The 15,889-nt window shown below is 45.1% G+C and carries 10 protein-coding genes and 2 tRNA genes; 5 read left to right on the top strand and 7 right to left on the bottom strand.

The annotated features are described in order from the left end of the window. Positions 1-90: 90 nt before the first annotated feature. Together AC1DP6_RS04465 and mazG are read right to left on the bottom strand one after the other, a co-directional pair. A complete protein-coding gene (locus AC1DP6_RS04465; protein ID WP_477053759.1) occupies positions 91-3,900 on the bottom strand; it encodes a sensor histidine kinase in 3,810 nt (1,269 codons plus the stop codon). A 21-nt stretch (positions 3,901-3,921) separates the two neighbouring features. Then, the gene (mazG, locus tag AC1DP6_RS04460; RefSeq protein ID WP_441571845.1) at positions 3,922-4,692 is read right to left on the bottom strand and encodes a nucleoside triphosphate pyrophosphohydrolase; all 771 of its coding nucleotides are present in this window, start codon (positions 4,690-4,692) and stop codon (positions 3,922-3,924) included. Between the two features lie 300 nt (positions 4,693-4,992). Here mazG and AC1DP6_RS04455 point away from each other — a divergent pair, with 300 nt between their 5' ends. Then, on the top strand, positions 4,993-7,269 hold the full coding sequence (locus tag AC1DP6_RS04455; protein WP_477053758.1) for a Tex family protein: 2,277 nt from the start codon (positions 4,993-4,995) through the stop codon (positions 7,267-7,269). An 81-nt stretch (positions 7,270-7,350) separates the two neighbouring features. On the opposite strand, the gene AC1DP6_RS04450 is transcribed toward AC1DP6_RS04455, so the two are convergent. From AC1DP6_RS04450 to AC1DP6_RS04440, 3 genes are all read right to left on the bottom strand, one after another. Further along, the gene (locus tag AC1DP6_RS04450; protein ID WP_477053757.1) at positions 7,351-7,875 is read right to left on the bottom strand and encodes a hypothetical protein; all 525 of its coding nucleotides are present in this window, start codon (positions 7,873-7,875) and stop codon (positions 7,351-7,353) included. 147 nt (positions 7,876-8,022) lie between these two features. Beyond that, the gene (locus tag AC1DP6_RS04445) at positions 8,023-8,802 is read right to left on the bottom strand and encodes an enoyl-CoA hydratase-related protein (RefSeq protein WP_441571848.1); all 780 of its coding nucleotides are present in this window, start codon (positions 8,800-8,802) and stop codon (positions 8,023-8,025) included. 8 nt (positions 8,803-8,810) lie between these two features. Further along, positions 8,811-9,815, bottom strand: coding sequence for a DUF3667 domain-containing protein (locus AC1DP6_RS04440; RefSeq protein ID WP_477053756.1), 1,005 nt, complete (start codon positions 9,813-9,815; stop codon positions 8,811-8,813). A 148-nt stretch (positions 9,816-9,963) separates the two neighbouring features. Between AC1DP6_RS04440 and AC1DP6_RS04435 the strand changes: the two genes are divergently transcribed. The 4 genes from AC1DP6_RS04435 to AC1DP6_RS04420 all read left to right on the top strand — a co-directional run bounded on the left by AC1DP6_RS04435 (position 9,964) and on the right by AC1DP6_RS04420 (position 12,642). Continuing rightward, positions 9,964-10,803 carry a hypothetical protein gene (locus AC1DP6_RS04435; RefSeq protein WP_477053755.1) on the top strand — a complete coding sequence of 280 codons (840 nt, stop codon included), beginning with the start codon at positions 9,964-9,966 and terminating at the stop codon, positions 10,801-10,803. A 141-nt stretch (positions 10,804-10,944) separates the two neighbouring features. Further along, positions 10,945-11,017: transfer RNA gene (locus AC1DP6_RS04430), tRNA-Gly, on the top strand. Positions 11,018-11,034: 17 nt separating this feature from the next. Next, a tRNA-Leu gene (locus tag AC1DP6_RS04425) sits at positions 11,035-11,120 on the top strand. A gap of 667 nt (positions 11,121-11,787) precedes the next feature. Continuing rightward, positions 11,788-12,642: a glycoside hydrolase family 16 protein gene (locus AC1DP6_RS04420; RefSeq protein WP_477053754.1), complete on the top strand. Its 855-nt coding sequence runs from the start codon at positions 11,788-11,790 to the stop codon at positions 12,640-12,642. 142 nt (positions 12,643-12,784) lie between these two features. On the opposite strand, the gene AC1DP6_RS04415 is transcribed toward AC1DP6_RS04420, so the two are convergent. Beyond that, on the bottom strand, positions 12,785-13,126 hold the full coding sequence (locus AC1DP6_RS04415; protein ID WP_477053753.1) for a hypothetical protein: 342 nt from the start codon (positions 13,124-13,126) through the stop codon (positions 12,785-12,787). Between the two features lie 157 nt (positions 13,127-13,283). After that, positions 13,284-15,731, bottom strand: coding sequence for a TonB-dependent receptor (locus tag AC1DP6_RS04410; protein ID WP_477053752.1), 2,448 nt, complete (start codon positions 15,729-15,731; stop codon positions 13,284-13,286). Between the last annotated feature and the right edge of the window lie 158 nt (positions 15,732-15,889).

The raw sequence follows: 15,889 nt of genomic DNA, 5'->3' as shown, positions 1-15,889 counted from the left end.
TATTTAAAAAAACCGTTCCGGATACCGGAACGGTTTTTTTATGTTTTGTCTCTCCTGCTCAGCATTTAAACGGAGCAGGAGGACATGCTATTACTTTATATCCAATGGCAGCTTTACATAGAAAGTTGTGCCTTCATTCAGCTTGGTTTCAAACCATATTTCTCCACGCGCCTGCTCTGCAATGTTCTTACACATGGCCAGTCCCAGGCCGGTGCCGGAAGATTTGGTGGTGAAATTAGGTACAAATATGCGGGACTGAACTTCGGTAGAAATACCTTCTCCATTATCCGCCACACTGATAATCACATAATGATCCGTAGTAGCCCGCAACGCCACTACAATCTGCCCTTTCCTGTCATCCGGAATTGCCTGGATGGCATTAAGCAACAGATTGGTAAACAGCCTGTTCATCTGTGTTTTATCTGCAAATACGTAGAAGTCCTGCGTTGGCTGGATATACGTTACCTCGCAGTCTTCATGCCCCTGGTACAATGACGTCAGAGAATGCAATACTTCATTGATCAATACTTCCTCATTACTGGGCTCTCCGATGCGGGCAAACGCTGAAAAGTCAGACGCGATATTGGACAGATGTTCTATCTGCTCTACCAACGTACCGGCCACATTACGCGACAGCTCCTTTACATTAGGCGAATCACCGGCGATCGCACGTTGCAGGTATTGTATGCTCAGCTTCATCGGCGTTAGCGGATTCTTGATTTCGTGGGCTACCTGCCGGGCCATTTCGCGCCATGCCCCCTCCCGCTCACTCTTGGCTAAGCGCACCGCACTCACTTCCAGCTTACGCACCATCTTATTGTATTCTTTTACCAACGCACCAATTTCATCATCCTTATCCCATTCTATTTCATCGTTACGCTGTCCCAGGTTTACGTGGCGCAGTTTTTCCGTTACCAGTGAAAACGAACGGGTAATAGAATTGGTAATCAACAACGCTACCATCCCTGCAATGAGGAAAATAAAGGCGTTAAAATTAATCAGTGCCACCAGGAAGTTTGAAATCTGCTCATTCAATTCTGTTTGTGTAGCGAAGTAAGGAACATTCAGATAAGCGATGACTTCATGCGTATCATGATTACGCAGTGGCATATACCCGGAAAGGAAAGGCATGATGCCAATATATTCTGTATGTATAAATTGTATCTGTTCGAGCCGGAACAAGCGGTAATACGCCTGCGGATCCATTTTGGCAGAGATTAATCCTTTGTCTGTCATCATGGGCTGTGTGGTCAGTTGCAGGTTGCCATCGCGATCGTATACGTTAATATCCAGTGCGCGTTCATCTGCAATATCCGCGAGAGAAGAAGATAGCTTCTTTAACAGTTCTGAATCGTAAATATCCCCTACCTGATCCAGGTCCCGCTGGTTTTCGAAAGCTTTCTCCACATCTTTGGCCACTTCTCTCATCGTTTTGCTCAGTCGTTCCCTGTTCTGCGCTTCAGAGCGATAGATAAAGAATTTGATCGTGGTAATGGCCAGGATCAGGAAAGAGAAGATGACGACAAAGATGATGGTACCATGTACCTTTTTGCGGATACTCACGTTAATGAGTGTACGTAAATTGCTGATGCGCATCCTTGCTTTGATAAGCAGGTCGAAAGCCTTATACACTGCTACGATGAGCAGGAATAAGCAGAACATATAAGCGAAGAGTGTGATGAACTCCACAAACATCCTGTTCTCTTTTACCACCACAACTACCTTATCCGGAGAGGCGCGGTAGAGTAGTTCTGAGTATCCTTTAATGGATTTCACAGACACATCAGACAACGGTACATCATGCGGATACAGACGGATGGGAAACGGGAAGTCGTTGTTATTACTCACCAGTATCCCTTTATCATATACGGCAAAAGAGTAGGTGCCGGCATATTCACGGCCGGGATCTGTCACGTCTCCTTCCACGAGCAGTTCAGGATAGAGCCTTTCCGTGCTGATAGGCTTAGGTTCCAGCGTATACACCAGCCAGCCGCTGACATCATTATTGGCTTTATGAAATTCTTTCTTGGCGATATAGCCGTAATCATTAAAACTACGTTCGTAATAATAGAGGTCATTGCCCGGCACCAGTGACGGCGTGGCGGCTGTTTCTGCAAACATCTGCCGGTTCAGCGTAGATAAACTAACCGTATCCGATGCAAACAGGGAGCTGCCGTTTTCATCGTATGCGTAAATGTTTACACGAAAGCGGCTGAGGTAACCCTGAAAATACGTTTGCAAGAGCAGGCTGTCGAACTTCGTTTTGCGTTGTTCCCTCATGCTGCTGTCCTGGAAAAAATATTGAATCACTTCATCGTGTTCAATCTTCTTCCCTATATCATTCAGCAACATTTCCAGGTAAGGATCCTTTTGCCTGGAGAGGTCTTCGGCCAGCTTTTGACGGGCCAGTAATTCCTTGTGATTATTGTAATGCACCAGTGCACCGGAGGTGGTAATGGTGAGCAGGAATAGCCAGAAAAGGAATGGTACGGTGGCCATGCTGCTTTCGAAGCGATCGGCCAGGAAGTCAAGCAATACAATATATACCAGTAGCCAGATGACCATAGAGATGGAGAACGGCAGTTCCGGGTTGTGTACCCGGAATAGCAGCCAGATGATCCCTACAGCCCCCAGCCAGATGTATTTGGTGCGGTATTGAAAATTGGTGAGTTCATTCAGCAGGTAGTTAATGATCTGGGAGAAGAATAAAAAGCTGAACGAGATAAAGCCCAGGACTACAAAGCCGATGACACTGTACTCTGTAATGCTGAAGGAATTGGTGACATCGAAGGAGATCTTGGAGTCTATCACCAGGCTCTGGATGAGGTCTGCCAGGAATTGCTCCACGATGTAGAGGATCAGGCTGGCGATGATAATCACCACGCTCTGTGCCCATCTTTTTTTGAGTACCGGCGGATTAATGGTTTTTACGTGTTCCCGGAAAAACAGGATCATCCAGAAAGCAAGCAGTACGTTAATCAGCAGGTCGCCCAGGGAGTAAAAGATTTCATCTTTTGCGTAGATCCTGGGATCAAAAATATTAAGTTCTTTCAGATCAAACGGAAACGGATATACGTAACTGAGTACCCGGAGTCCGAAAACAATGAGGAACAGGAACAGGAAGCCGTATAGCGGGTTGGTGGTTTTGGCCAGCAATGTAGCAAAGAGATTGAGAAAGATCAGCACACAGATGCAGCCCATGACACGGAGTAATACGCTCAGGTTATTGGGTGGATGCACGTGCATGCCGCTGTTATAATCGAGATAAAACAGCGTTTCTCCGTTGCCGTTATTCACTGCGAAAACGGTATGTTCCGGCTGCATTAAGAGCGGTTGTTCCCTTAAGATACTGTACTCCTCTCCCAGTTCTTCTTTGTGATAGAAGTGATTAACGAGGTAGTTGTTTTTGATCGCATATTCCAGTCGTATGGGAATCACGCCCAGCAGGTATTGTCTATGGCCGGGAGCAGACTTCACTTTGCGGGTGATCACTTCATAATACCCGTTTTTGAGTTTCATGAAGCGGGAGCCGTTTTCCAGGGATGTTTGCAGTTCTTCCGGCTTTACCTGGCTGGTATTCCAGAAAGTAAGCCAGATGCCGGAGCTATTGGAATCATATGCAAAGAGGTAGTATTCCAGGTTGGTCAGCCGGTCGAGTGTTTGCTGGCTATAGCTGCGTTGAAACAGGGAGGTCGAGAGGGCCGTATCCTTCGCCAGCTTCAGGAAATCCTTTTCCCGTTGCTGGATACTCTTTTCCATGCTTCGTTTCACGCCTTGCGGCGAGGAGTAATAAGACCAGTAGTTGCTGAACAGAAAGGCGAAGGTGAATAACCAGGCCGCGATGATCAGTAGATAGCCGTGCCGCAGGAAAAAAAGCCGTATTTCTTTAGTATCGATCAATGCGATGTGGTTATGAAAAATTTATAATTGCTCTGTGGCTTTCACCTGGTTCCAGAGTGTATCCATTTCCGTTAAGTTCATATCATTGAGTGTGCGGCCTTGTTGGAGTGCCAGTACTTCCATAGCCTGAAAGCGGCGCTGAAATTTTTTATTGGTGCGTTCCAGTGCATTTTCCGCATCTATGTCCAGGAACCGGGAGTAGTTGACCAGGGAGAACATGACATCTCCGAATTCATCTTCCATGGCGTCTTTATTACCACTGTTGACGGCATCTTCCAGTTCATTGACTTCTTCCTTTACCTTATCCCAGACCTGGCTGGTATTATCCCATTCAAAACCGGTTTGTTTGGCTTTTTCCTGGAGGCGCATGGCTTTTACCAGGGCGGGGAGTGACAGGGGAACGCCGCTGAGTACGGAGGTTTTGCCTTCTTTCAGCTTGAGTTTCTCCCAGTTTTGCTTTACCTGTTCTTCTGTATCCGCTTTCACATCTCCATAAATATGCGGGTGACGGTGGATCAGCTTATCACACACGCCATTGATAACATCATTGATATCGAATTTTTGTTGTTCTGCCCCTATTTTGGCATAAAACACAATATGCAGGAGGATATCTCCCAGTTCTTCCTTAATGGACTTCCAGTCTTCGTCAGTAATGGCATCTGCCAGCTCGTATGTTTCCTCAATGGTGAGCTGCCGAAGCGTTTGGATGGTTTGCTTGCGGTCCCAGGGGCATTTTTCCCTTAAATCGTCCATGATCTGCAGGAGGCGATCAAATGTAGCTGTCTTTTCCATATTTTGTAAAAATAGGGATCATTTTTTAGCTTTTAGCCATTAGCTTCTAGCTTTTGGCAAATGCCGCGGATGGTCTTTGCTGCATTTGCTAAAAGCTAGAAGCTAATGGCTAAAAGCTCCCTGTTAAATGGGGAATTCTTTTTCTTGGTAAAAAGCCCATTTTAGTTACATTTGCGAGCTATAAAATTGTAGTGATTTCATGGTTTTGAGATAGCGGAATTTTGTTGTGGCAGTGGGTCCATTGCGATAATATTATCCGGAAAATCTTGAAATCAAAAGATCCCAAAAATGTATTGATTTATGAATCCGAAACACATTGCGCTTATTTCATCGGAGTTAGGTATTTCCGGCAAGCAGGCAGAAAATACCATGACGCTGTTATCTGAAGGATCTACGGTACCTTTTATCAGTCGTTACCGTAAAGAGGTAACGGGCAGTTTAGATGAGGTGCAGATAGGCCGTATCGAAGACTTGCAGAAGCGTTACAAGGAGGTGGATGATCGCCGCGAATTTATTATCAAAACGATTACGGAGCAGGAGAAAATGACGCCTGAGTTGCTTGCTAAAATAGAGCAAACCTGGGTGCTGGCAGAATTGGAAGACATCTATCTTCCTTACAAGCCTAAGCGTAAAACCCGTGCTACCGTGGCTATTGAGAAAGGTTTGGAACCGCTGGCGAAGCTGTTGTTTGAACAACAGGATACAGACACTTCCAGTGCGGAAACATTTATCAATGAGCTGGTAGCTACATCAGAAGAAGCGTTGAAAGGTGCGCGTGATATCATTGCAGAGTGGATCAATGAAAATGCGGAGTGCCGTGATAAGTTGCGTAAATTATTTACCAATACCGGCAAGCTTACGTCTAAAGTAGTAGAAGGAAAAGAAGCAGAAGGCGATAAATATAAAGACTATTTCGAGTTCTCTGAAGACCTGCGTGAGGTGCCTTCTCACCGTGTGCTGGCCATATTACGTGCAGAGCATGAAGGGATTTTATTCAGTTCCATAGCACCTGTAGAAGAAGATGCTACAACGCTGATCAATAAACAATTTGTAACAGGCAAAGGTAAAGCGGCTGAACAGGTAACCAAGGCAGCAGCAGATGCTTACAAGCGTTTACTGCGTCCTTCCCTGGAGAACGAGTTCAGGGCGGTAGCGAAAGATAAGGCGGATGCGGAAGCCATCGAGGTATTTGCAGAAAACCTGCGTCAGTTGTTGCTGGCAGCACCACTGGGGCCTAAAGGCGTGATTGCCATTGACCCGGGATACAGAACCGGTTGTAAAATAGTAGCATTGGATAACCAAGGTAATATGCTGGCCAATGATGTTATTTATCCGTTGGAAAAGAATTACAAGAGAGATGATGCAGAAGCTTTACTGAAGAAGTGGGCGGATAAATATGAAACAGAAGCTATTGCCGTAGGTAATGGTACAGCAGGTCGTGAAACAGAGGAGTTTGTGAAGAAGCTGGACTTTGGCAGGAAGATCAATGTGTTCATGGTGAATGAAAGCGGTGCCTCCGTTTATTCCGCATCAGAAGTGGCGCGTGAAGAATTCCCTGATCATGATGTCACTGTTCGTGGTGCGATCTCTATCGGACGTCGTTTGATAGATCCGCTGGCGGAGTTGGTGAAAATAGATCCGAAGGCAATTGGCGTAGGACAATACCAGCATGATGTGAGCCAGTCTTCCCTGAAGCAGAGCCTGGACCGTGTAGTGGTAAGCTGTGTAAACAATGTAGGTGTAAACCTGAATACTGCCTCGAAACATTTGCTGGCCTATATTTCCGGTCTCGGTCCATCCCTGGCGGAAAACATTGTAAAATACCGCAAAGAAAACGGTGCTTTCAGCAACCGTATGCAGCTGAAGAAAGTGCATCGTTTGGGTGATAAAGCATTTGAACAGTGCGCGGGCTTCCTTCGTATTGAAAATGGTGATAACCCACTGGATAATTCTGCGGTACATCCGGAGCGTTATGATCTGATTAAGGAAATGGCCGAGAAGCAACACTGTACGGTACCTGATCTGATTGGCAAAGAAGAGCTGCGTAAGCTGATCAATGCCAAAGATTATGTGAGTCCGGAAGTGGGGATTCTTACACTGGAAGATATCCTGAAAGAGCTGGCCAAACCTAGTCGTGATCCCCGTGATGAGATTTCTATATTTGAATATGCAGAAGGCATCCACAAAATGGAGGATGTAAAACCAGGTATGGTATTACCGGGTGTGGTAACGAACATTACAGCATTTGGTGCCTTCGTGGATATAGGTGTTAAACAGGATGGGCTGGTGCATATTTCCCATCTCTCCAATAAATTTATCAGCAACCCAAATGAGGCAGTAAAGCTGAATCAGAAGGTACAGGTAACGGTGTTGGAAATAGATGTAGCCCGTAAGCGCATTTCTTTATCTATGAAAGATAATGAGAAAGGCGGTGGCAGCGGCCAGCAGCAACAGCAAGGTCCACGCAAAGCCGAGCCTCGCAAGGAAGTGCGTAAGGATAAACCAGCAGCGAAAGAAGCGCCACTGAATGATTTTCAGGCTAAACTGGCAGCGCTGAAGAATAAGTTTGATAACTAATTACTGATAACTTACTATAAACAAAGAAGCCTACACATGTAATGTATAGGCTTCTTTGTTTATAGCAAGATCTAAAAGAGGTCATCGTTCAAATTTCTGCATCCACTGCAGAAATTTCTCCGGGTAATCGGTATCTCCTTTTTCGCTGAAGAGCATGAGGCTCCTGTTGACGGTAAAGCCGACATAGATAATATCCCGATCCAGGTCTATGGCGATGACAGCTTCATCATACCCGGATTTACCGGGCATATATCCCTCATTAAAGAGGATTTTGTTTTCCACTTCGATGGGTGGTGAAACCTTAAACCGTTCGAAGAAAGACTTTTTAGCTTTTCCGACCAGGACTTCGAACCGGCTTTTCAATGGTTCTTTTTCGAAAAGACCACTTTCAATGGCATATTTACCATCATGGCTGAGAAAGCCATTCCAGGATGCCACCAGGTCTGTTTGAATGGTGTCGCCGCCGGCAATCATGGTATCCGTTGGGGGGAAATTAGTTTGATCTGCCAATACAACCGCCCTTACCTCTTGTGCCGGGCCATTACAGGCAATAACAAAGAATGTGAATAATAATAGTGATGCAACAGGAATCCGTTTCGCACTCATGGTTAAATTTTTATTTTTTGATAGTAACGGGGCTCACAAAAGCTGGCGGGCACCACTTTCCCGCAGCTACAGTATTATGAATTTATCAGTGGAAGGTTAACAAGTCAGATAATAAAAAAGTTTAATGGTTTTCAATAAAATTCTGTGCTATTTTCCTTTGAACATGGGTGTTCTTTTTTCCATAAATGCCTGCATGCCTTCCTTCTGATCTTCAGATGCAAAGAGAAGATAAAAATTTTTACGTTCAAAATGTAATCCTTCTTCCAGGGAGGTATCAAAAGCTTTTAAAACGGCTTCTTTTGCCATTTTAAGGGCCATAGGACTCATGGCAGCAGTTTCGCGGGCTAACTTCACTGCCTCCTGCAAAAAGAGTTCTACGGGCACAATACGGTTTATCAAGCCAGCCTGCAGGGCTTCCTGTGCCGTAATAAAACGACCGGTCAACACCATTTCCATGGCGAGAGCTTTCCCTACTGCGCGGGTGAGCCGTTGGGTACCACCGGCACCGGGCATGACGCCCAGCTTTATTTCCGGTTGCCCGAAGCGGGCCGTTTCGCTGGCCACAATCATATCGCACAGCATCATGAGTTCACATCCGCCGCCGAGGGCAAATCCACTCACTGCGGCGATGATAGGTTTTTTTGTTTTTTTGATCGCATCCCAGGTACTGAACTGGTCGATATTATACATATCTATGGCCGTTTTATCGGCCATCTGTTTAATGTCGGCTCCTGCTGCGAAAGCTTTTTCGTTGCCGCTGAGTACAATCACCCTCACTTCTTCATCCGCATCCAGCATTTTCAGGGCATCTCTCAACTCTCCCATCAATTGCAAGTTGAGTGCATTCAGTTCTTTGGGGCGATTCAATTGAATGTGGGCTACATAAGGCGCCACTTGTTGGTGTATGATGATATATTCGGGCTGCATAATTAAAGTTAAAGAAATATCATAAACATCAATAACACATATCCGGTGAATACCAGTGCAATGGCGAAAAAATAGGCTATGAACAGGAAAACGGCTTTAAACAGGGACTTGCCGATAGACTGTTTATAGTTATTGCGAAGCGCCAGTACGAGATAGCCGAAAAAAGACCACCAGGCGATGCTCATAAAGGTATCACTGTGAAAAATAAGGTCCAGGATAAAGGCCAGGAGCCCAACGATAAAGGCAAATGAATGAAGGTGGATGGCAAAGATGGCATGATCTGCATACAGCCATTTCTTTTTATCGTAAATCCATCTCATGAACAGGGCAAAGAGTGGCAGCAGCACAAACATCAGTTTGGGAATGTTGTGGGTGAACATTTCTATTATGGCCTTCTTTGTATCATTTCCATACCTTTCCCTGATGCTGATGAGCCTTCTGAAGGCCAGCCTTTGTGCACCATGATATCGCTGTGAATCAGGCAGGGCCTGTTGCAGGGAATCAAACTGGTCTACCGTATGGATATGCGCCATGTTATCGCCCATTTCGATCACGCTCTTTCCTACAGAAGAGGAATCCTCTTCCAGCACCTTTTGGAGTGCCTCAGTGCCAGTGAATGTCCTGAGACTGTCCTTGTGGCTTTTCTCCCCGGCTTCAGTATGCGCACTCTCTTTCTTCTTATGGTCGCCTTTATCCCCGTGATACAGGGCAAATACCCCGAAAAAGAATACAAAAGAGACGAATACGTACAGCTTAATCGGGTTGACGTAACGCACCCTTTTGCCGGCCATATACTCCCTGGAAAGGAATCCGGGCCGGAACAGGAGATATTTGAGGGTAGTAAAGAACTGGGAATCGTAGTGAAAGACGTCTGCCACGAAGTGTTTGACAAGGTGGCTGAAGGTTTCGTGTGGCACTGTATTCTCTTGTCCACAGTGCGTACAAAAGCGCTCAGGTACTTCCGTACCACAGTTGAGACAGTGTTGATCCTTACGTAAAGGTTGTGTTTTCAAGCGATTTAGATGGGTTGTTGTTGCAAAAAATAATACAAGATAAAAAAGAAATTACGAATTATCGCCCGGAAGCGTTCAGTTAAAAAATTTTAATATGATTTTTGCGTTTTACCTTTGTCACAATTAAAAATCAGCGATTTTTACGCTCATGAAGAAAACGATTCTACTGGCACTTGGGATGCTGGCATTTGCAGGCAGGGGGTTTAGTCAATATTACTTCCAGGACATTTACAACACGCAACAGACGGTGGCTACCATGGCGCTGTTGAAAGACAACAAGGTGAAGACCCAGAAGGTGCAAACCCTGGATGCTAACCTGGAAGCAGACCCTGACTTCCGTTGCGAGCGTAATTTAAGTCCGACTTACCACCAGATGAGGGCACAGACACAGTCCAGTTCTACCGGCTATTCTGCGATGACCTCCTCTTTTTCCAGCAAAGGACAACTGACAAAGACGGTAGACAGCTCTTCTGCCAGCGTGACCACCACATTATACCGTTACACCAATGATGGGCAGCTGCAATATATCAGCAGTACTTCTATCGCGCTGCAGAGCAAGATCCGTTTTGATGAAACGAGGAGTTATAGTTATGATGCGGCAGGCCATCTGCAGCAGATGATACAGAAGAAAGGAAACGGCAGCGATTCTACCGTTATTGCATTTAAAACAGACAGTAGTGGGCATGTTACGGAGGAACTGGATAAGCGTCAGGGTAAACGTACGTATTATAATTACGACAAAGCAGGTCATCTGACAGATGTATACCGTTATCAGCCGGCGAAGAAACGCATGCTGCCCGATTATATTTTTGAATATAATGCACAGGGAAAACTGATAAAGATGACTACCGTCAACGCACAAACGTCGTCGTATACGATCTGGGCATATGAGTATCAGCCCGATGGATTACCACTAAAGGAAACCTGCTATGGCAAAGGGCGGGAGATGTTAGGTATGGTGAAATACAGCTATGATCTGAATCCTTAGATACAGTTAAAAAAAAAGAGATTCGTAAAATATTTTAATTCAGGGAGAAAAAAATTTTGCAACTTCAAAAAGATTCCTATCTTTGCAATCCCAACGAAAAAAAGCCCACAGGCTGAAACGTTGTAAAGTTCTTAATTTCAAGCGAAAGTAGCTCATTTGGTAGAGCACGACCTTGCCAAGGTCGGGGTGGCCGGTTCGAGCCCGGTCTTTCGCTCTGATTATTCCCTACACTCCCTGGTGGTGGAATTGGTAGACACGCGGGACTTAAAATCCCGTTCGCAGCAATGCGAGTGACGGTTCAACTCCGTTCCGGGGAACAAGAAAAGGCATCGATGAAAATCGGTGCCTTTTTTGTTTGTATATAACAGTATCCCCGTTTATAGTTGCCGGAGAAATGGGATCAGGTTGCATTCCTGGGCGATAGTAAATTTTAAGCATAAAGTTTAGTCAATATATAAAGGAAGAATGCTATAAATCTAAGCCTGCCGGCTGCCCGAAAGTCTGCATCACGGATATTTTGGGAGGAATTTTATCTTCGTTGTCTCTAAGATATAGTGCATTAAGAAAACCCATCATTATAGTCAACATTACCTCTTCATTATGGTGCCCTGTCCATTCTATGCTTGAGACCCGCCATGCACCTATAGTAGCCCTGCAGCAGAGGTGGACTTGAGGTGGACTTGATGCGGGGGTAACTTCCGGATGTACAACCAGGATAAAAGATAGATAGAGGTCAGAACAGGCCATAGCAGGGCTTCTTCAACACCAGGCGGTAGCTGCGACTATTCAAAGGCTCTTTTTACAATGAAGCATGGTTGCAGTAACCCTATGTATCCCGGAACAGCGTAAGAAATTACTAATTTCTCCCCCTAATTAAATGAATATCTCCCCCTTCTCCCAATCAGATTCGCACGATATTCACCGGGTAAACCCAAATGATACCTGCGCGTAGTATCCTATTATTCACGTTAAAAATTCCGTTTTATGAAAACTAGTATGAAAATCTTATTCGCCCTGGCCAGCCCCATCCTCCTATCCTGCCAGAAACAGGTGGCTCCCAGTCAACTTGATGCCGCCAAAAAGGAAGCATTGGTAAAAACACAATCGGCCGCTATAGCAGCAGAGACATGGGAAACGGTGCTGGACAACAGTTCTTTTGACAATTACACCGCATTTGAAGGCGCCTGGAACTACCTGTATCCCTGGGGATCAGACCATAACGGCACCGCACGTATGTATGGTAGTACTTCCGATCATAATCACATTTACCTGAATGGCGGCACGCTTACGATCAAAGCAGCCCGTATCAACTGGAATGAAGGTAACAGTTCCAGTGATCCCTATCTTCCCATTCGTTATCACAGCGGTGCCGTGCATGCTAAAGCACAGGTACTGATAAATGATCAGTTTCCTAACTGGGAAGTAAAAGGCGATTTCCAGGCTCCCTCGGTAGGCGGCTCCTGGCCAGCATTCTGGCTGACCGCCGTAAATAGCTGGCCTCCTGAAAGTGATATTCTTGAGTTCAAAGGTAATGCTACCAACTGGCAGAATACCTTCAGAACCCCGCAAGATGTTTCCAGCATCTTAACGAATGTTTCCTCCCCCGGCAACTGGCACAACTATCGTGTCTGGATTACGAAAGTAAGTGCTACCGATGTGAACATTCACTATTACATCGATGGTAACTGGACGGGTATGCACGTTGCGAACTTTGTAGGTAAACCCATGTATATCATCATTAACCTGCAGATGGAAGGCTCCAGTGGTGGTAATGGTCCTGGCGGAGATACCTATTACAGCGCTAAAAATATCTATGTAGGCCGCACGAGGGCCTGGTAAGAAAGGTACAAATTGTAACTCTCAAGGCTCACTTTCAGCATCAGTGGATACTTTTATCACCAACGCATTGTGGCCCGGGATATCAACGAAGCAGCCGTCTCCTGCTTGGGACGGCTGCTTCGTTTACATTGAACACCTATGACTACTTGTTGAAAGAAGGAGGTAGCTCTTCGTAATAATTCTTTTTATACTTGTCTACATCCACACTGCTGAGATGCACGGAGTAGTCAAACAATTTAAAGTCAAACGTAAATGGTATCTCCTCATCCAGGAACACCTTATGTTGCTGGTACAACTTTTCATCTATCCAATAACCCATGCCGTCATCAAACAAAAATCGTTCATGCTTAACCTGGGCCATGAAAAGCTCTTCCAGTTTATTGTAAGGAATATGTGAAATATTGATAAATCCGAATACGAAGTTTGCTCCTTTCAACACCACTTCCAACTCTGTTATGCAATAAAACTTCTTCTGTTCTTCCATTATTCCAATTTTTTTAATACAAGAATACTCAAATTACCATTTCAATTAAGGAATGGGGACTAAATTTGAGATAGGGGCCAGGATATAAACGAAGAACCCTTCCTTATTTTGAAACGCTTCCGCTTATTTTATATATCCAACCCTTTTCAGCAGGCAGTTATTTCCCCCTCCCTCTGCGCATCGGCTTTTCACCCACAGTCATCTCTTTCTTCTCCTCCTCATTATCGGAGCGTACTTTTCCAAACTTCCAGCCGATGGATATGGAGAAAGAACGGTTATAATACCATGATGCGGTATTACTGCTGAAGGAAGGTGCGATAGCAGTACTACGCTGTATAAATGTATGCTGGAAAGGATTGTTGACACTTAATGCGATWCTTACTTTCTTATCAAAGCATTCTTTGAGGGCTGAAAAGTGATAAGTATAATTTGCTGAAGTGCTGCCCTGCAACGTTACATATCCATTGCTGTAGTCACCGGAAAATTGAATGGTAAAATCTTTGGGCAACTCATAAGAACTGTTTATGCTTACCGCGTAAAGGTTGGCTTCATTTCCCATATTAAGCACTTTGCTTTTATACCACACATGGTAAAATTCAGCATCACCAGACAGGGTCCAATCACTATTTATCTGCAAGCCGGAATAAATGTTGGCTCCTAAGCGATTGTTGGAGGCAATGTTTTGCGGAGCCGTTCGCGATACACCCAGGCTGTCCACCGTTCTCAGGGATTCAATAGCATTGCTGTTGGTCTGAAAATAGATGCTTGAATTCACACTAAAACCTGATGGCGCATTATAGTTGTGTGCCAGTTCAAACATCCGGTTCACTTCAGGTTTTAACTCCGGGTTCCCTGCGCTCAGGTTACGGGGATCACTCGCATTGACGTAGGGATTTAGGTCCCAGATAAACGGCCTGCGGATTCGTTCGGTAAAGCTCACCTTCCAGTCGTGGATCTCGTTGATTTTTTTGTTGATCATGATGCTGGAAACAACGTTATTAAACTCACTTCTGAAAGAGGGCTGTGTACTTCTGAAATCGCCACCCTGCCGGGTATTTTCATAGCGTGTACCTAATCTGAATGCCCAGTTTTTCCTGGTTTTAATACTGAGGTTAAGATAAGCGGCGGCGATATCCTGAAAGTAAGACATTGCATTGCCGCGGGTAGGATCCTCCTCTAACTGTTCACTTCCCGGTGTATGCCGGTTGTTAAAAACAGTGAAGCTACTGCTGGAACTATTTTTACTATAGCGACCACCCATTTCCAGCAGGTTCCTGCCAGCATGATCCAGTGGTTGCACATAATCTGCCTGGAAACTAAAATCCCTGCTATGCCCTGTATTGGGACTTTGTTCCCGAAAATAAGTCTTGCCGGCAAGGCTGGACTGATCTGTCAGATAATTTGCGTACTCACCGGATAGGCTATACTGGCTTATCAGCTGAAGTTCCTGCCCGGGATGTTTAAATTTTTTCTGATAATTCAATGAAAATTCGGTGAAGTTGATTTTCGTGTCCTGACGGCTGATCTGGTTATACTCACTGACACCCTGCTTATCCCTGTATGAATTATACCCATCACTTGCGGAAGGCCATTTAGCTTTCCAATGGGATATACTGACGCCCATTTTCTGCGAGGAATCCAAACGGTATTCTACCGTCAGTTCTCCAAAGCCGCCCCTGTCTTTTTGTGTTTCATCATTTCTCTGGAACAGGCTTCCAATGGGCACGCCGTCTACCAATCCTACTCTATTCAACTCAGAAACAGTACGTGATTTTTCCAGGCTCCCCTCCAGGTTAAGGTTAATACTAAATTTCCCCCTGTTCATATTCCCGTTACCGTTAACAGATTGCTCCAGGTTTCCGGCACTTAAGTCGATGCTTCCACCGGTGCCTTTCATTTTCTTCTTAGTGGTAATATTAATCACACCGGCGGCTCCCTCGGCCTCATATTTTGCCGAAGGTGAAGTGATCACTTCTACAGATTCAATAGAGCTGGCGGGTATCATCTTCAGTGCCTCTTTCAGGTTCCTTGCAAGTATCCCCGATGGAACACCATTTAACAATACTTTGATGTTTCCATTCCCTCTCAGCTTTACCTCACCATCAGCACTGATAGTGATCATGGGCGCTTTACGCAGTACATCAGCGGCGGAGCCGGATTTGTTACTGATATCCAATGCAGCGTTATAAATCAGCTTATCTCCCCTGCTCTGTATCAGTGGCTTCTTTCCGTTCACTATTACCTCATTGAGTACCCCTGTTTTCGCCACTAAACCAATAAGACCGAAATTTACGGGACCGGCAGCAGGAGAAATTTTTGAAGACCAGGTATGATATCCCATGTAAGAAACGTGCAACATCAGGTCAGTGCTTTCCGGTACTTTCAATAAGAAACTACCGTTCGTACCAGTTAAAACAGATTGTACCGCCCTGTTATCCGTTTTTGTGACCACTACCGTGGCGAGTTCTATGGGGGCTTTTGTAGACGAGTCTACCAATATCCCCCTGATGATGATTGTTTTCAGATCAGTCTGGCCATAGGTGTTGTTTATAATGAGCAGCAGTATAGGTAAGCATATGATCCGGAAGATTTTAAATATTGACATGTCAGCTAATAAATTGGATGAATAAACGATCCGCAAATAAAGGCCGGCGGGGCGTCGTATTAAAACTTAAATGAGCATCTGCTATGATTAAATGACCAAATACGTTGATCATCGGATTTATTCAAAATGAGTAAATCTGCTGATGAACATCGTTCGTC

It is taken from the genome of Chitinophaga sp. 01L420, from assembly GCF_056399985.1.
Note: the sequence above shows the minus strand (reverse complement) of the source record. Positions and strands in the feature narration are given on the sequence as shown.